The organism is Aquipseudomonas alcaligenes (genome assembly GCF_003205495.1).
Lineage (GTDB): Bacteria > Pseudomonadota > Gammaproteobacteria > Pseudomonadales > Pseudomonadaceae > Aquipseudomonas > Aquipseudomonas alcaligenes_B.
In genome coordinates this window covers 319,264-336,194 of record NZ_QJRX01000003.1, presented here as the reverse complement: position 1 = coordinate 336,194, position 16,931 = coordinate 319,264, and the positions used below count along the sequence as shown (strand labels likewise).

11 protein-coding genes and 2 riboswitches are annotated in these 16,931 nt (G+C 68.0%); of the genes, 6 read left to right on the top strand and 5 right to left on the bottom strand.

The features are described from left to right. Positions 1-8: 8 nt before the first annotated feature. The 5 genes from DMO17_RS06940 to bcsP are packed head-to-tail and all read right to left on the bottom strand — an operon-like array spanning position 9 to position 10,732. Positions 9-3,998, bottom strand: coding sequence for a cellulose biosynthesis protein BcsC (locus DMO17_RS06940; protein WP_110681764.1), 3,990 nt, complete (start codon positions 3,996-3,998; stop codon positions 9-11). Next, positions 3,977-5,149 carry a cellulose synthase complex periplasmic endoglucanase BcsZ gene (gene bcsZ / locus DMO17_RS06935; RefSeq protein ID WP_110681763.1) on the bottom strand — a complete coding sequence of 391 codons (1,173 nt, stop codon included), beginning with the start codon at positions 5,147-5,149 and terminating at the stop codon, positions 3,977-3,979. The genes DMO17_RS06940 and bcsZ overlap by 22 nt, the downstream gene beginning before the upstream one ends. A gap of 8 nt (positions 5,150-5,157) precedes the next feature. After that, a complete protein-coding gene (gene bcsB, locus DMO17_RS06930; RefSeq protein WP_110681762.1) occupies positions 5,158-7,437 on the bottom strand; it encodes a cellulose biosynthesis cyclic di-GMP-binding regulatory protein BcsB in 2,280 nt (759 codons plus the stop codon). Beyond that, positions 7,434-9,617, bottom strand: coding sequence for a UDP-forming cellulose synthase catalytic subunit (gene bcsA / locus DMO17_RS06925; RefSeq protein WP_110681761.1), 2,184 nt, complete (start codon positions 9,615-9,617; stop codon positions 7,434-7,436). Before bcsA ends, bcsB begins: the two co-directional genes overlap by 4 nt. After that, positions 9,614-10,732: a cellulose biosynthesis protein BcsP gene (gene bcsP, locus DMO17_RS06920; protein WP_220034068.1), complete on the bottom strand. Its 1,119-nt coding sequence runs from the start codon at positions 10,730-10,732 to the stop codon at positions 9,614-9,616. Before bcsP ends, bcsA begins: the two co-directional genes overlap by 4 nt. 322 nt (positions 10,733-11,054) lie before the next feature. Continuing rightward, positions 11,055-11,158, top strand: a riboswitch (guanidine-I (ykkC/yxkD leader). 53 nt (positions 11,159-11,211) lie between these two features. On the opposite strand from bcsP, the gene DMO17_RS06915 reads away from it, so the two are divergent. The 6 genes from DMO17_RS06915 to DMO17_RS06890 all read left to right on the top strand — a co-directional run bounded on the left by DMO17_RS06915 (position 11,212) and on the right by DMO17_RS06890 (position 16,730). After that, a complete protein-coding gene (locus DMO17_RS06915) occupies positions 11,212-12,267 on the top strand; it encodes a putative urea ABC transporter substrate-binding protein (protein WP_110681760.1) in 1,056 nt (351 codons plus the stop codon). Between the two features lie 166 nt (positions 12,268-12,433). Continuing rightward, positions 12,434-12,537, top strand: a riboswitch (guanidine-I (ykkC/yxkD leader). A 59-nt stretch (positions 12,538-12,596) separates the two neighbouring features. Continuing rightward, entirely contained in the window at positions 12,597-13,664 is a 1,068-nt protein-coding gene (locus DMO17_RS06910) for a putative urea ABC transporter substrate-binding protein (RefSeq protein ID WP_110681759.1), read from the top strand. Between the two features lie 93 nt (positions 13,665-13,757). Further along, positions 13,758-14,573 carry an ABC transporter permease gene (locus DMO17_RS06905; RefSeq protein ID WP_110681758.1) on the top strand — a complete coding sequence of 272 codons (816 nt, stop codon included), beginning with the start codon at positions 13,758-13,760 and terminating at the stop codon, positions 14,571-14,573. Continuing rightward, a complete protein-coding gene (locus DMO17_RS06900) occupies positions 14,570-15,352 on the top strand; it encodes an ABC transporter ATP-binding protein (protein WP_110681757.1) in 783 nt (260 codons plus the stop codon). The genes DMO17_RS06905 and DMO17_RS06900 overlap by 4 nt, the downstream gene beginning before the upstream one ends. 2 nt (positions 15,353-15,354) lie before the next feature. Continuing rightward, positions 15,355-16,083 carry an urea amidolyase associated protein UAAP1 gene (locus DMO17_RS06895; protein ID WP_110681756.1) on the top strand — a complete coding sequence of 243 codons (729 nt, stop codon included), beginning with the start codon at positions 15,355-15,357 and terminating at the stop codon, positions 16,081-16,083. 11 nt (positions 16,084-16,094) lie between these two features. Next, positions 16,095-16,730 (top strand): urea amidolyase associated protein UAAP2, encoded by a 636-nt coding sequence (locus DMO17_RS06890; RefSeq protein ID WP_110681755.1) that lies wholly within the window; start codon positions 16,095-16,097, stop codon positions 16,728-16,730. The last annotated feature ends 201 nt before the right edge of the window (positions 16,731-16,931 follow it).

Sequence of the window (16,931 nt, the reverse complement as noted above, 5' to 3'; positions counted from 1 at the left end):
GGGAATCCTTATTTCGCGTAGGGGGATTGATAGGGAGAAACGGGCAGCGGCATCGGGCCGGTCATGCGTTCGAGCATGTAGCGCAGGTACAGGCCGCCGTTCCACTGGCGGTAGTCCTGGGCGTTGTCGACGCCGACGTGACCACCGAGGAACAGGTGGTCGCCCAGTTGGTATTCGGCGGCGCCGGCCAGGTTGTAGCCGATACCGGTGCTGTTATCGCTGCCGTAGACCGCCTCGTAGCCCAGCGCACGACTGGCCTCGGCCTGTTTCGCGCGGTCGCCGGGGAAGAAGTCGGCCTCGTCCTGATTGATCGCCTGCACGCCGACCGAGCCGCGCAGCTGGAAGCTCAGACGGTCATAACGCTGCGCCCAGCTGACCGGCACGCCCAGGGCGAAGAAGCTCTGAGGGCTGAAGTAGCCGCCGTGGCCATAGGTGAAGTAGCCGAGGTTCTCGCGATAACCGATGCCGAGCAGGTCGAGACCGATGGTGGCCTGGCTCTGCTCGTCGTTCTGCAGGTACCAGTAGACACCGGTGCCCGCCTCGACCCGGTCGTTGTCCTCGACGTTGTTGCCGAGCAGGCGATGCCAGCCGGCATAGGCATAGGCGCCCATTTCGCGGTCATCGAAGGCCAGCTGGGCACGCCCACCGTTGGCGGTCACGCCGCCCCACTTCTGCCCGGTACGCTTGTCCTCGGCACCGGCGAACGACAGCAGGCTGTCGGTGACCGCGCGCCGCGATACGCCGACGCTCCAGTGCAGGTCCGGGTTGCCGGGCACGGCACGCTCGACGCTGACGCCACCAACGGCGGTGCTGTAGAGGAAACCCTGCGGCGTGGTGCCGATGTCAGCCTTGAGGCCCGCACCGGGATTCTCGAAGGCCACGGCCAGGCCGACACCGGAATCCTTCTGCGAACCCGGCGACATGCCCGGGTTGTCCAGCGTCGCCTGCGGACCGCCGCCGAAACGATCACGGGCACTGTCGTCCAGACTGCCGGCGTTCAACGAGACGGGGGTCACGCGCACGGCCAGGCGGTTGTCGCCCAGCGGCATGCTGGCCTCGAACGGCGCCTGCACATCGGTGATCTTGCTCAGGCCGGACTCGCTGTCGTTGGTCCGCACCGTCACACCCTGCACCACATAAGCGCTGCGCTGCTGCAGGATATCGTCCAGTGCGCGGGCCGCCTCGCTCATGCCGGCACGCGGGTCCGGCTCTTCCTCGGCACCCGGCAGGAAGGGATTGGCCGAGACCGGTTCGGCGGCGACCAGGGTGGTCGTCGGTGCAGGCGCGGGTTCCAGGGCCAACAGGCTGTCGCGCGTGGTGGTCACCGGCAGCTCGGCACGGGCCGGGGCACGCGGCTGGCTGCTCGCCGGAGCTGGAATATCGTCCAGCGCCAGAGTCGGACGCTCGACCGGCGCCGGCAGGGTCGATACCGGGTCGGGAATCGCCGCAGGTGCCGCGGCCAGGCTACCAACACCGGCGAAGGGGTTGGCCGGCGCGCTGGCCGGACGGGTGCTGGCGGCGTAGCTCGGGGTCTGTTCGCGTTTCTCCTGGGCCACCACCTTGCCCAGCAGCTCGGCGGCGGTACCGGTGCGACCGAGGTAGCGGTACACGCGGGCAGCGGTGGTGAGGATGTCGACATCGTTGGGCGCCAGCTTCAGCGCCTGCTCCAGGCGCTCCTCGGCGTAGCCGTTCTCGGCCTGCTGCGCGGCCATATCGGCGGCACCGACCTGCAGGTTGGCGTCTTGCGGGTGACGCTGCACCAGCGGCTTGAACAGCTCAAGGGCCTTGGCGGTGTTGCCGTTGGCGCCGTACATGCGCGCCAGTGCCGAAACCGCCAGCGGGTCCAGCGGGCGCAGCGCCAGCGCCGGCGCCAGGGTGTCGTAGGCGGCGGCCAGCTCACCGCGCAGGCGCAGCTGCTCGGCCTGGCGCACGCGGTAGTGGAACAGCAGGTCGTCGTACTGCTTGCGCTGCTCCACCGTCATGCTGCGGCCCTGCAGGTCGCGCAGAATGGCGGCCACCTCGGTGTCCTGCTCGGCGCGCAACAGCACGCCGGCATAGCTCAGGGTCAGCGACAGGTCGTTGCGCGGGCTGCGCGCCAGCAGGTCGCGCATGATGACCATGGCACGCTGCGGGTCGTCGGCATCGGCGTAGGCCGAGGCCATGCTGGCCAGGCGCGCCGGCTTGCCCTGGGCCAGCGGTTCGATACGGCCGAGGAAGGCGCGCGCCTCGGCGCGCCGACCGCTGCGGTTGAGTTCCTCGATTTCCTGCATCTGCAGGTTGAAATCCACTTCCGCCACCAACCGGCTGACGTCCGAATTGCGCGCGTCGCGCGGGATGCGTGCCAGGGTCGCCTGGGCCTTGCGCCAGTCGCCCAGCTGCATGGACAGCAGCGCGCTGGTGTAGAGCGCGTCGCGGTCGTTCGGCTGGGTCTGCAACAGGCCATCGACCAGGCTGCGCGCCTCGTCCACGGCGCCCAGGTCGACGTACAGGCGAGCAAGGGCGAAGCGTGCCCAGGCATTGTTCGGGTCGTCGCGCAGGGCGTTTTCCAGCTCGCGGCGCATGCCGGCGCTGTCGCCGTGCTGTTCGGCGGCGCGGGCGCGCTGCAGCGCCTGCTCGGCACGCAGCTGGCTGAGGCTGCCGATCTTCTCGCGCTCGGCCTTGGGCAGCTTGTCCAGCTCGCGCAGGGCCTCGTCGGCCTTGCCCTGGCCACCCAGCACCTGCACCAGGCCGCGCAGGGCGCGTGCCTGCTGCTGACCCAGCTGCAGCGCCTGGCGATAGCCGGCTTCGGCGGCGGCGAGCTCGCCCTGCTGGGCCTGCAGCTCGGCCAGGCTCAGCACGGCCTCGGCATCCTTGGGCTTGAGCCGGCGCGCCTGTTCCAGTTGCTGGCGGGCATCGGCATTGCGCGCGTTGGCGATGTTGTCGCGCGCACGCTGCAGCAGCGACCAGTAGCACACATCGTCCAGCGCACTCTGCCAGGCGCGGCCACCACCGCCCTTCACGGCACGGGTGAGCAGCAGCTCGGCATCCTCGAAGCGCTCCTGGCGCTGGCGCAGGATACCCAGCCCGCCGAGGGCATCGGGGTCCTTGGGGTGCTTCTCCAGGTAGGCGCTCAGCTCGCGCTCGGCCACCTGCAGTTCGCCTTTCTCCAGGGCCTTGAGGCCGCGGTCGAGCTGCGGGTCACGGCGCCAGGCCGCCGCTGCGCTGGCGGGCTGAGTGCGGCCCTTGACCAGCAGCGCGCGGATTTCCTCGTCGTCCGGATGGGTCTTGAGGAACTGTTCGAACAACGGCTGCTGCGCCTTGTTGGGCGGGCCGATCCAGGTCAGCGCCAGGCGCCAGCTTTCGTCGGCGTCGCCACCGATATCCTCGCGCTCGGCCAGCTTGGCCAGGGCACGGATGCCCTCCTCGCGTGCGCCCTGGTTGCGCGCCAGGTGCTTGGCCAGGAACAGCGCGGCGTAGGGGTCGTCCGGGTACTCGCGCTGGATGCGCTGCATGCCGCTACGGGCCTCGGCCCAGTGCGCGTCGACATAACCCAGGTTGTTGTAGAACTCCAGGCCGATCTGCCCCTGCGCGGGCTTGCCGCCCAGCGCACGACGATAGACCTCGGCAGCCTTCGCGCGCTGGTCACTCTCGACCAGCAGGCGAGCCTCGTCGAGCAGCTTCTGGTTGGCCGGATCGGCCAGGCGGATGTCCTGCTCCAGCAGCAATGCCTGGCGCGGCAGCGGCTGGATGGCCTGCAGGCGCTGCAGGTAGCCGCCGGCGCTGGCCAGGTCGCCATCCTTGACCGCGATGAAGCCCAGGCCATAGAGCGCATCCGGCTGCGCCGCATCGATCAGCAGCAGCTTCTGCCAGACCTCGCCGGCACGCTTGGGCTTGTCCTGCGCCTGCCAGAAATGTCCCTGCTCGATCAGCAGGCGCTGGGCATCGCTGCCCTCGGCCTGGGCGCCGCCATGGGCCAGGGCGGCGAGCAGCGCCAGAGTCAGCGGGCGGTAGCGGAACATGGAGACTCCCAAAGCGGTAGCAGACGGCCATCGGCCGCGAAGCGGTAGTACTTGTCCGCCCAGCCGAGACCGAACAGGCTGAGCATGTAGTCGTAGTAGAACGGCGCAGGCCCCGTGCCGGCGATCCACTGGTCGATGGCGCCGCGCGCACGCTGGTCCTGCAGCTCTTCCAGCCAGGGCTGGCCCTTGGCGCGGAAGTACGGCACCAGCGCACCGGAGAAGCCGCTCGGGCTCTGCCCCGAGGTGACGCCCGTGCGCACGTCGACCTTCTCCGGCGGCAGGCCGCTGGAGGCGGTGGCGCGCGCCATGCCGAACAGGCTGTCGAGCAGCGGCTTGGCCAGCGGGTCGGCGGGGTCGGTCATGCCGGCCCAGAGGTAGACGCGGATGGCGTCGTAGCTGCCGCTGTCGCCCTTCATCGGGTCACTGGCGAACAGCCCGGCGCGTTCGGATACGGCACGGTAGCCGATCCAGTCGGCGGCGAAGCCATGCGGCCCGGCTTGCTCCTGCAACACCGCGCTGTGGCGGGCGATGGCGTTCCACGGCCCCTTGGGGTCGACGGCGGCGAGGCGGCGCAGCAGCGGCAACGGCTGGTAGCTGGGGTTGATGCGCCACAGATGGCCAATATGCGAGAAGCCGATCGGACCCGGCAGCAACACCGGGCCCAGGCCTGGCAGCTCGGTGGTTTCACGGGCCTTGATCTGCGCCAGCAGGGCCAGCGCATCGGCGCGGTATTCGGGCTTGCGCCACAGGCGGTCGGCTTCCAGCAGGGCGTAGACGAACCACAGGTCGGCGTCGGAAGCGGAGTTGGGGTCCTGCACCTGCCACTGGCCGTCCTTGCCCTGCCCCCACAGCCAGGCCGGTAGGATTTTCTGCGGGTCATTGCCGGCGAGGTTCTCGCGACTCCAGCGCCAGATGCGCTCGAAACGCGCCTGGTCATTGGCCACCAGGGCGAAGAACAGTGCGTAGGACTGCCCTTCCGAGGTGCTGTGGTTCTTCTCCAGGCTGGACTCCAGGACGCGGCCGTCCGGCTGGATCCAGTGTTCGGCGAAGCGCTGCCAGTGCGGCCAATCGACCGGGCAGGCAGCCTGTGCGGCGCCGCCGAGCACGAGGCTCAGCAGGCCGGCGCAGAGAGTCGGATACAGACGCCGCATGGCCGACCTCAGCCGTTCAGGCGGGCACGAGTCCGCGCACGCAGGCTGACGAACAGCAGCAGACTGATCAGGCCGACGCCCAGCGCGGTGAGCAGCAGCATCCAGCCCAGGTTGTGCGCCAGCAGCCACTGCAGGTAGCGGAACCAGCCCAGGTCGCCGACATGGTATTGCTCGTCGGCCACCAGCGAGTTGATGCGCGTGCCGTTGACCACCGCCAGGCTGCCCTGCAGGGACTGCTCGTAGTCCTCGCCGCCGCGCAGGGCCGCGCTGACTTCGCCCAGCCGCTCCGCGGCGCTGGCGGCGATCACCACCACGCTGCGCTCGCTGGTCAGCGGCGACTCGAAGCCGGCCACGTAGGCGCCGGCCGCGCCGCTGCCCAGCACCAGGTTGCTGCGCGCCGGGCGGCGGCTGTCGCTGTCCATCCAGTGGCGCACGCGATGGACCAGGTCGGACAGCTCGAAGCTGGCGCGCCCGTTGATCTGCGCCGGCAGCCAGTCGGCCCAGCGCTCCAGCAGCGGCTGGTTGCTGCCGGTGGCTAGCACCAGCAGGTCCTTGTCCTCCAGCTCGGTATCGCTGTCGCCCTGGGTCACGCTGACGCCGCTGGCCGGCAGGCCGGTGGACTCGCCGAAGCGGCCGAGCAGGTCGAGCAGCAGGGAGATTTCCTCGGCACTGGCACCGGCCGGGATCACCACGGCGGTCTCAGCCAGGTCGGCCATGCGGGTGAACGGGAAGCCGCTGCTCTGGAACACGCCCAGGTTGGGCATGGCGATGAAGTGCTCGTAGCCGCTCAGGTCCAGGGTCGAATCCGGCTCGATGGTGCCGCGCATGTTGTCGATGATGATGTCGCGGCAATCGCCCTGCTTGATGTAGTCGTACATGAAGCGCAGCTGCAGGGCCGACTGCAGCGGCAGGCTGTCCAGCGGCAGCATCAGCTTGGCCTCGCGCAGCAGGCTGTCATCCTGCAGCTTGGCCAGCAGCGACTGGTCGAGGTTCTCCTGCGACGGCAGCGGCAGCGACTTGATGAACTTGCCGCCGACGCTGATCAGCAGCGACGAGTTGGTCGACACCGGCTGCGGCGTGTAGCGGTACTTGAGGTGCAGCGGCACGCCTGGCTGGCGCCAGTTGAACAGGTCCGGCGGCAGGCGCAGCGGCAGGTTGATGGTGCCCGGGTCATAGCCGGAGACGCTCAGGCGCTTGGCTTCCGTCAGCTCGCCGAGGCGCACCGGGCGGTCGCTGGGCAGCCAGTTCGGCGCGTCATAGGGCTCGCGCGGCGCCAGGCTGTCGATGCGCTCGATGCGCGCATGGGCGCCGGACAGCACCTGGCTGCCGGTGACCAGCGCCAGGGCGGCCTGCTTGAGTTGTTCGCTGTCGTCACCGCGCAGGATCAGCAGCTTGCCAAAGGGATCGACGGGGTGCGCCATCAGGGTCAGGCTGGGGCCCTTGTCGGTTGCTGCGGGCACACCGTCGAGGCTGGCCGCGCCGCTGAGCAGGACGATGGCATTGCCCTTCTCCGGCAGCTGGCCGAGGCTCACCGGGAAACGCGCACCGCGGTAGCTGGCCAGCGCGCCGAACCACGAGGACACCATGCCGGCGGCTTCCAGACTGCGGTTGTCCGGCGCACCGGCAAACACGAAGGGCAGCTCCAGCAGGCGCGAATCGCGGCTGTCGAAGAACGGCAGCGGCAGCTTGGCCAGGTCGTCCGGCAGGGCGATCTGGGTGGTCTCCAGCTGCAGTTCGCTGGTGTTGCTGACCTTGGCCCACAGGCTGGAATGCAGCGGGTCCTCGCACATCATGGTGTAGTGGCCGATCAGCTGCAGGGTCAGGCGGTTGAACTCGGTGATCAGGTGCGGCGGGATGTCCAGCACCTGCTGCTGCAGGGTGCCGGCGGTTTCCTTGGGCACCGGCAGGCTGGCCGCCACCTGGTCGTTGACCATCAGGTTGATCTGCGACAGGTCGGGCAGCAGCGCCGGCGAGTAGCTGTATTCCAGCTTGACCCGCGCCTTGCTCACCACCTGGTCGGCGCGCACGTCGAAGCTGACGCTGTCGCTGCCCTCGATGCCGCGCAGGTGCATGGTGTAGTTGGCGCCCAGCTGCTTGAGCGTGGCGCTGTAGGTCGGCACGAACTCGACCGGCACGGCATCCGCCGGGATCTCACCACCGTCGACGGCAGCCCCCTCGACGGCGACGGCGCCCTCCTCCGCCGGTTCCTCGGCCCAGGCGGAAGCCAGCAGCAGCGGCAGGGTCAATGCGAGACACAGGGACGACAGTCCATTGCGTTTCTGGCTCATGGGTTCCTCGGGGTGGAGCGAAGGTGGAAGGACGGGCTGCGCAGGCGCGCACGCAGTTCGGCGAAGGTGGCGCGCGACAGCAGGCGAAGGCCGCGCCAGCCGATGCTGGAGACTTCGGCCAGGGCGCCAAGCGGCGTGTCGACGGCGCCCTGGCCCCAGGTGGCGGCCCAGGTGTCGGCGCGCGAGAAGGTCATGCGGGTCAGTTCGCGCTGCTGCTCGATGTTCAGCTCGAGGAAGTTCAGGCCCAGCACGCCGGCGCGGGAGAACATCACCACGGCGGGGAACACGCACTCCTCGTGGTCGCGGAACAGCGACACCAGCAGCTGCTCGCCACGCTCGACATGTGCCCCTTCCGGCAGGGCGATGCCGATGCCGCGCTGGGAGAAGTCGTTGGTCCGGCAGACGATGGTCTTGCCGTTGGCCAGGCTCAGGGTGGCCGGCAGCTCGGCGTACACCCGCGGCTCGGCACGAATCTGCCGGGCTTCGGCGGCCACCGCGACCGACGCGGCGCTGATGACGATGTTGTAGAAGGTCCAGGTCAGGTTGATCAGCACGGTGGCCACGCTGACCTCGGGATCGAAGCCCAGCTTCCACAGGCCGGCCAGCACGCCCAGCACGTTCAGCGCCAGCACCACGATGTAGGGCCGCGCCATCTTCCAGTCGAAGTAGCTCCGGTCGATCACCCCGCCCTTGGCCGTCACGTTGAACTTGCCGAGCTTGGGGTTGACCATCGCCAGCAGCACCGGGCGCATGATGTACCAGGCCAGCACCGACTCGTAGACCTCGTTCCAGAAGGAATGGCGGAAGCGCCCCTGGATGGTCGAGTTGGTGACACTGGCGATGAGGATGTGCGGCAGCGCGTAGGCCAGGATCAGCAGGGCCTCGGCCTGGAAGATCTGCGCACCGAAGAACAGGTAGGCCAGCGGCGCGGTGAGGAACACCAGGCGCGGCAGGCCATAGAAGAAGTGCAGCATGGCGTTGAGGTAGCACAGCCGCTGGCCGAGCTTGAGCCCCTTGCCCAGCAGCGGGTTGTCGGTGCGGAAGATCTGCGCCATGCCGCGCGCCCAGCGGATGCGCTGGCCGATATGCCCGGACAGGCTCTCGGTGGCCAGGCCGGCGGCCTGCGGCAGCGCCAGGTAGGCGGTGTTGTAGCCCAGGCGGTTGAGCTTGAGGGCAGTGTGGGCGTCCTCGGTGACGGTCTCCACGGCGATGCCGCCGACTTCCTCCAGCGGGCCGCGCTTGATGATGGCGCAGGAGCCGCAGAAGAAGGTGGCGTTCCACAGATCGTTGCCGTCCTGCACCAGGCCGTAGAACAGCTCGCCCTCGTTGGGCACCGAACGGAAGGTGTCGAGGTTCTTCTCGAAGGGATCCGGCGAGAAGAAGAAGTGCGGCGTCTGCAGCATCGCCAGCTTGGGGTCGCGCAGGAACCAGCCCATGCCGACCTGGAGGAAGGAACGGGTCGGTACGTGGTCGGCGTCGAAGATGGCGATGTAGTCGCCGTGGGTCAGCTTCAGCGCGTGGTTGAGGTTGCCGGCCTTGGCGTGGAAGTTGTCCGGGCGAATGATGTAGCCGATCCCGGCCTCGGCGCAGAAGTCGCGGAACTCCTCGCGGCGGCCGTCATCGAGCACGTAGACGTTGAGCTTGTCCTTCGGCCAGTCGATGGCCTGGGCGGCGAAGGCGGTGAGCTTGATGATCTCCAGCGGCTCGTTGTAGGTGGGGATGTACACATCCACCGTGGGCCACAGGGCGGTGTCGCGCGGCAGCGGGTAGGGCTTGCGCTGCAGCGGCCAGGCCGTCTGCAGGTAGCCGAGCAGCAGCACCAGCAGGGCATACAGCTCGGCCAGCACCAGGCCGTAACCGAACAGCATGTCGAGCAGGTTCTCGAAGCCCAGCGAGGAGGTCAGGCGCCAGTACATGTAGCGCAGCGAGGCGATCACCGACAGCGTGATCATCGCCAGGATCGCCAGGCGATGTGCGTGCCGGCGTAAAACGAGCGCCGCCGCCATGCAGGCGGCGGTGAACAGCATCTGGGCTTCGAGGTCGAGCGGCGCGGCCACCACCACCCCGAGCATCAGCAGGGCGAGCAGCAGCGTCAGCCGCTGCCCCAGGCGACTGGCGCACAGCCGCGCAGCGATGGAGTCCGACGCCAGGACGCCGGACCATTTGCGCCAGAGGCTCATGCCGGCTGCTCGACTCGCTGCTCGCTCGCCAGGCGTACCAGCAGGCTCTGGGCGCAGGCCAGGATATCGTGGCAGCCGCGGCCGTGCGGGTCGTAGTCCAGCACGTTGCGGTTGTAGGCCAGCGCCTCGCCGACCGACTGATCGCGATGCACCAGGCCCAGCAGGCGCTTGCCGAGCAGGCCCTGCATGATCTGGGTGATGTCCTTGCTCAGCTGCCGCGAGTTGTCCACCTGATTGATCAGGTAGGCGCTGCCGGCGAAGTCGGCGCGCCCCTCGGTATGGCTGGCGATCAGCCCATCGATCAGCGGCAGCGCGGTGTAGGAGGCCGCATCGGCCAGGCTCACCACCAGGGCGAGATTGGCCACGCTCAGCGCCTGCTGCAGGTACAGCGACGGGCCCGGCGGCGTGTCGAGCAGCACCAGCGCGCCATCGGCCAGCTGCAGATCGGCCAGACGCCGCGCCAACCACAGGGGATCGCTTTCCAGCTGACGCTCGAAGGTGCGCCGGGCCGGTTCGTCGGTCAGGCCGTGGGGCAGGACGAACAGGCCGTCGCGGGTCGGCACGCAGAGCTCGTGCCAGTCGTGCTCGCTATGACACAACCCCTGCGCCGGCGCTGCAGCCTGTGCCTGTTCGGTCGCCTGGAAGTGATGGTGCAGGGCATTCTGCGGATCGAGATCGATGGCCAACACGGCCCGTCCGGTCTTCTGCAGCGCGGCCGCCAGGTTGGCCGCCAGGGTGCTCTTGCCGACGCCACCCTTGGCGGAAACCACCGCGATCACGCGGATGTGCGCAAGATCGGGACGTTCCGGCGCGACCGCAGCGGCGACCTGCGCCGGCTCGCTGGGCTCCTCGGCCAGCTTGGCCAGCAGGCTCTGCAGGCCGGCAGCGGACCAGACCTCCGGTTGCGCGACAGGCGCCTGCTCGGCCACTGCGACGGCCTCGGGCGCCGCGGGTAAGACCTCAGCGATGTCAGTGGGCTGAATCTCGCTGCGCCCCACCACCGGCCAGCGCTCGACACTGGCCCGCGCCTCATCGCCCCGGGATATTTCCTGATACTGATCCGCGCGACCACCGAACTGCTTGAACAAACGCGAGATATCGCTCGAGGCACTCATATCGAAACACCGCTGGCCGGATTAGGGCAGGTACGCAAGGAAGAGGGGAACGCACAAATGGCGTCAAAAAAATATCGACTGCTTATTATTTTTCGAAATTGCGTCAATTCTACAGCGAGATAAAAACCTGATGTCAAGATGATATTGCAGCCCGGCTTTCTGCCCTCTTACTGGGCGGGTGCGCACCAAAAAAACACCCATCCGCATGCCAGAGCGGTCTTTCGCCCCCGCAAATGGCGCAATCCGGCCTCCCTGCGCCTGGCACGCCATTCGCTAAGCAATGGCAGCACAGGATGTGCCGGCCTGGTGCCAACACATCATCGCAATGGCCGACTAGGGTTCCGGCTCGTCCACCACGACGAGCGACTGGTCCGAGAGTGGGCGACCCCGACTGGGGTTACACGGCGGGACAAAAGCCCGGGAGAAATGCGTGCCTGCTCGGCCGCATCCTGTCTCCCATCCATTGTCCCGAGGTCATCATGCCTGCCCGCCTGTTCTGTTCCTGCCTGCTCGCCCTGCTGCTCCTGCAGCCCGCCCACGCTGCCGAAACCCGCCCGTTCAAGGTCTGCTGGTCGATCTATGCCGGCTGGATGCTGTGGGGCTACATGGCCGAGCAGGGCATCGTCGACAAGTGGGCGAAGAAGTACGGCATCGAGATCCAGGTCGAGCAGGTGCCGGACTACGTCACCTCCATCGAGCAGTACACCGCTGGCCAGTACGACGCCTGCGCCATGACCAATATGGACGCGCTGACTATTCCCGCAGCTGCTGGGGTGGACAGCACCGCGCTGATCGTCGGCGATTTCTCCGCCGGTGCCGATGGCATCCTGGTGCGCGGCGGCAGCAAGGACCTGAAGGATCTCAAGGGCAAGACCATCCTGCTGGTGGAGAACTCGGTATCCCACTACCTGCTCAGCCGTGCCCTGGAATGGGCCCACCTGCAGCCTTCCGACGTGACCATCGAGAACGTCTCGGACAAGGACCTGGCCCAGGTCTGGCGCAGTGGCAGGGGCGATGCGGTGGTGACCTGGAACCCGATCCTCGCCGACCTGCGCCAGGACGGTGACAGCGTGCAGGTGTTCAGCTCGCACCACATCCCCGGCGAGATCCTCGACCTGCTGGTGATCAACAGCCAGACCCTGACCCAGCATCCGCAGCTGGGTCGCGCCCTCACCGGCGCCTGGTTCGAAGGCATGCGCCTGATGGGCCTGCCGAATGCCGCCGGCGCCGCCGCACGCGCCCGCATGGCCGCTGCCGCGGACACCACGCCGGCCGACTTCGACGAGCAGCTGCGCACCATCCGCTCCTTCTACGCACCGCGCTCGGCAGCCGCCTTCGCCCGTGGCGAGAAGATGCCGGACCTGATGCAGCGGGTGGCCAACTTCGCCGACGCCCAGCAGCTGCTCGGCGAGGGCCAGGGCCTGCAGCGCCTGGGCATCGCCTTCGGTGACGGCCGGGTGCTGGGCAACCCGACGCAGGTCCTGCTGCGCTTCGAGCCGGCCTACATGCAGCTGGCCGCCGACAACCAGCTGTAAGCACCAACAGCGAACATCGCGCACCGCTTTCGTGCAGCAGGGCGCGGCGCGGCGCCAGGCACCCCGCGTCGCGCCCAGCAGGATAGGGGCTGCAGGCAACTGGCACGATGTTCGCTTTGTTCGAGACATGCAGAAGCACCCCGCAAGGGGCGCGGCACTACAACTTGCAATGGCCGACTAGGGTTCCGGCTCGCCAAGCCCGGCGAGCGACTGGTCCGAGAGTGGGCGACCTCGACAGGGGTTACACGGCGGGACAAAAGCCCGGGAGAACGCGCACAGGCCAGTGCCGCGCCGCTCCTGCCCGTATCCCTGGAACTGGAGGTCTACCCATGCGCAAGTCCCCGCTGTTCGCCCTGCTTTCCGCCGGCCTCGCCGCCGCCCTCGCCTTCCCCGCCCACGCCGAAAAGAAAGAGCAGTTCGACGTCTGCTGGACCATCTACGCCGGCTGGATGCCGTGGGAATACGGCGCCGCCCAGGGCATCGTCGACAAGTGGGCGCAGAAGTACGGGATCGAGATCAAGGTCACCCAGCTCAACGACTACGTCGAATCGATCAACCAGTACACCGCCGGCGCCTTCGACGGCTGCACCATGACCAACATGGACGCCCTGACCATCCCCGCCGCCGGCGGCGTGGACAGCACCGCGCTGATCGTCGGCGACTTCTCCAACGGCAACGACGGCATCGTGCTCAAGGGCGAGAAGAAGACCCTCGGCGACCTCAAGGGCATGGACGTCAACCTGGTCGAGCTATCCGTCTCCCACTACCTGCTGGCCCGCGGCCTGGAGCGCGCCGGCCTGAGCGAGAAGGACCTGAAGGTGGTCAACACCTCCGACGCCGACCTGGTCGCCGCCTTCGCCACCGACGACGTCAAGGCGGTGGCCACCTGGAACCCGCTGCTGGCCGAGATCGAAGCCACCCCGGGCGTGACCAAGGTGTTCGACTCCAGCCAGATTCCCGGCGAGATCATCGACCTGATGGTGGTCAACAGCGCCACGCTGAAGGACAACCCCGAGCTGGGCAAGGCCCTGACCGGCGCCTGGTACGAGATCATGGCCACCATGAGCGCCGACTCGGATGCCGGCAAGGCCGCCCGTGAACACATGGCCAAGGCTTCCGGCACCGACCTGGCCGGCTACGAAGCGCAGCTGGCCGCGACCAAGATGTTCTACAGCGCCAAGGATGCCGTGGCCTTCGTCAACAGCCCGAAACTGCCGGCGACCATGACCAAGGTGGCCGAGTTCTCCTTCAGCCATGGTCTGCTCGGCGAGGGCGCGCAGAGCGCCGACGCCATCGGCATGGCCTTCGCCAAGGACGTGGTCACCGGCGACGCCGGCAACATCAAGCTGCGCTTCGATCCGACCTACATGGAAATGGCCGCGCAAGGCAAGCTCTGACGCCGCCCCGCCGGCCGCAATGGCTTCCCTCCCCTCTCCCGCCTGCGGGAAAGGGGCCGGGGGAGAGGGCATGACGCCAACCGAGACCCCAGCATGCGCCTGATCAACCGATACCCGGACCGCGGCGGTCGCCTGCTGCTGATCCTGCTGCCCTTCGCCCTGCTGCTGTTCGCCTACTTCGCAGGCTCCACGGCACGCCTGGCGGACAACCCCAACGACAAGCTGCTGCCCAGCGCCGCGCAGATGGTCGATGCGGTCGAGCGCCTGGCCTTCAACGAGGACAAGCGCACCGGCCAGTACCTGTTCTGGCAGGACAGCGCCGCCAGCCTCGGCCGTCTCGGCCTGGGCATCGGCATCGCCGCCCTGGCCGGCCTGGCGCTGGGGATCGCCGCCGGCAGCATCCCGCTGTTCGGCGCACCGCTGTCGCCGCTGCTCACCGTGCTGTCGATGATCCCACCGCTGGCGATCCTGCCGATCCTGTTCATCGTGTTCGGCCTGGGCGAGCTGTCCAAGGTGATGCTGATCGTCATCGGCATCACCCCCTGCATCGCCCGCGACATCGAGCAGCGCGCCCGCGAGATCCCGCGCGAGCTGCTGATCAAGGCACAGACCCTCGGCGCCAGCACCTGGACCCTGATCCTGCGCGTGGTGCTGCCACAGCTGCTGCCGCGCCTGCTGATCTCCCTGCGCCTGATGCTCGGTTCGGCCTGGCTGTTCCTCATCGCCGCCGAGGCCATCGCCAGCACCGACGGCCTCGGCTACCGCATCTTCCTGGTGCGTCGCTACCTGGCCATGGACGTGATCCTGCCCTACGTGGTGTGGATCACCCTGCTCGCCTGGCTGATGGACCTGGGCCTGCGCCGCCTGACCCAGCTGTGCTTCCCCTGGTACGAAGGAGCCAAGGCATGAGCTTCATCCAGGTCAAGAATGTCTGGCAGGAATATGGCGACCAGGTCGTCCTGGAGAGACTCAGCCTGATCGTGCGCGAGGGCGAGTTCTGCACCCTGGTCGGCGCCTCCGGCTGCGGCAAATCGACTTTCCTGCGCCTGCTGCTGGGCCAGGAGCGGCCGAGCCGCGGCGAGATCCTCCTGGCCGGTCAGCCGCTGGTGGCCGAGCCGAACGCCAGCCGCGGCGTGGTGTTCCAGCGCTACTCGGTGTTCCCCCACCTGTCGGTGCTGGATAACGTCGCCATCGGCCTGGAGCTGCCGCGCTCGCCCCTGCTCGGCCGCCTGTTCGGCAGCGCCAAGCGCGAGGCCCGCGAGCGCGCCGCCGAGCTGCTGCGCAAGGTCGGCCTCGGCCACGCCCTGGACAAGTACCCCAGCGCGCTGTCCGGCGGCATGCAGCAGCGCCTGGCCATCGCCCAGGCGCTGATCACCAAGCCGCGCGTGCTGCTACTGGACGAACCCTTCGGCGCGCTGGACCCGGGCATCCGCAAGGACATGCACGCCCTGCTGCTGGAGCTGTGGCGCGAGACCGGGCTGACCGTGTTTATGGTCACCCATGACCTCTCCGAGGGCTTCAGCCTCGGCACCCGCCTGCTGGTGTTCGACAAGGTGCGCCTCGACCCGCACGCGCCCAACGCCTTCGGCGCGCGCATCACCTACGACATTCCGCTCAACAGCGAACGCCGTGCGGCCCTGCCCACCGAACTGGCCGAGCGCCTGCAACCGCAACTTCAAGGAGCCTGAGCATGACTGCCTCTCTCGCCCTGCGCCCCACTCTCTACGAGGAGACCGTCCCCGGTGGCGGCCACACCTCCTTCGTGCTCAAGCGCGGCCAGCTGCTGCGCATCACCGATCTCGAAGGCGGCGCCAACGTCAGCCTGCTGCTGCTCAATGCTGTCGAGAAGAGCGAACGGCTGAACCTGCCGGACACCCTCAAGTGCCAGCACACCGCCAGGCTCACCGCCGGCCACAGCCTGTACTCGGATATGGGCAGAATCCTCGCTGCAATCACCGCCGACACCTGCGGCTGGCACGACAGCTTCGGCGGCGTGCTCAACGCACAGGAAGTCGCCGAGAAATACGGCCAGGGCCGCTATCAGGAACTGCGCAACGGCTTCTTCCGCAACGGCGTGGACAACCTGCTGGTGGAACTGGGCAAGTGGAACCTTGGCCTTGCGGACCTGCTGATGAACCTCAACCTGTTCAGCAAGGTCACCGTCGATGCGGACGGCTGCTTCCACTTCGAAGCCGGCAATTCCAAGGCCGGCGATTACCTCGAGCTGTACGCGCCGATGGACACCCTGGTGGTGCTTACCGCCCTGCAGCACCCAATGGACCCGAATCCTGCGTACGCACCCAAGCCGGTGCAGCTCAGCTGGCAGCAGGTGCAGAGCGATGGCATCAGCGTGCTCTGCCGCACCTCGCGCCCGGAAAACGGCCGCGGCTTCCACAACACCGAACGGCTTTACCTGTAAGGAGCGGCGCCATGAGCCTGATCGAAAGCACCCTGCATCCCGAAGCCGCCGTGTTCCGCCACGTGATCCCGGCCGGCGAGCCCTACCTGTTCGAGGTCAAGGCCGGGCAAACCCTGCGCCTGCTCGACCTGGAGGGCAACCAGGCCGTCGACACCCTGTTCTTCAGCGCCAAGAACCCGCGCGAGCGCTACGACCCACAGCGCACCCTGCGCAAACAGAACCGCGTGTACCTGACCACCGGCACCGTGCTCTGGTCCAACCTCGGCAACCCGCTGCTGACCATCACGGCCGATACCTGCGGCCGCCACGACACCCTCGGCGGCGCCTGCGCCCAGGAGAGCAACACCGTGCGCTACGCCCTGGACAAGCGCTACATGCACAGCTGCCGTGACAACTTCCTGCGCGGCGCCCTGCACGACGGCCGCCTGGAGAAGCGCGACATCGGCGCCAACATCAACTTCTTCATGAACGTTCCCGTCACTCCGGAAGGTGGCCTGACCTTCGCCGACGGCATCTCGGCACCGGGCAAGTACGTGGAGCTGAAGGCGCATGTGGATGTGATCGTGCTGATCTCCAACTGCCCGCAATTGAACAACCCCTGCAACGCCTACAACCCGACCCCGGCCGAGGTGCTGGTATGGGACTGAAAGGCTTGCGCCTGTGGTTGTTCCGCCTGTGCCAGAGCCGCTCGGGGCAGTGCCTAGGCTCTCTCCCCTCTCCCGCTGGCGGGAGAGGGGCCGGGGGAGAGGGGAACGACAGAACGCCGAGTTAAACCCTCTCTCCAGCCCTCTCCCTGCTCTTTGTTCATAAGCATGGGAGAGGGAGCAAAGCACTCCCAGCCACGGACG

Coding starts and splice junctions, on each gene's coding strand:
- DMO17_RS06940 (WP_110681764.1), bottom strand. CDS start 3,998: ATGTTCCGCTACCGCCCGCTGACTCTGGCGCTGCTCGCCGCCCTGGCC.
- bcsZ (WP_110681763.1), bottom strand. CDS start 5,149: ATGCGGCGTCTGTATCCGACTCTCTGCGCCGGCCTGCTGAGCCTCGTG.
- bcsB (WP_110681762.1), bottom strand. CDS start 7,437: ATGAGCCAGAAACGCAATGGACTGTCGTCCCTGTGTCTCGCATTGACC.
- bcsA (WP_110681761.1), bottom strand. CDS start 9,617: ATGAGCCTCTGGCGCAAATGGTCCGGCGTCCTGGCGTCGGACTCCATC.
- bcsP (WP_220034068.1), bottom strand. CDS start 10,732: ATGAGTGCCTCGAGCGATATCTCGCGTTTGTTCAAGCAGTTCGGTGGT.
- DMO17_RS06915 (WP_110681760.1), top strand. CDS start 11,212: ATGCCTGCCCGCCTGTTCTGTTCCTGCCTGCTCGCCCTGCTGCTCCTG.
- DMO17_RS06910 (WP_110681759.1), top strand. CDS start 12,597: ATGCGCAAGTCCCCGCTGTTCGCCCTGCTTTCCGCCGGCCTCGCCGCC.
- DMO17_RS06905 (WP_110681758.1), top strand. CDS start 13,758: ATGCGCCTGATCAACCGATACCCGGACCGCGGCGGTCGCCTGCTGCTG.
- DMO17_RS06900 (WP_110681757.1), top strand. CDS start 14,570: ATGAGCTTCATCCAGGTCAAGAATGTCTGGCAGGAATATGGCGACCAG.
- DMO17_RS06895 (WP_110681756.1), top strand. CDS start 15,355: ATGACTGCCTCTCTCGCCCTGCGCCCCACTCTCTACGAGGAGACCGTC.
- DMO17_RS06890 (WP_110681755.1), top strand. CDS start 16,095: ATGAGCCTGATCGAAAGCACCCTGCATCCCGAAGCCGCCGTGTTCCGC.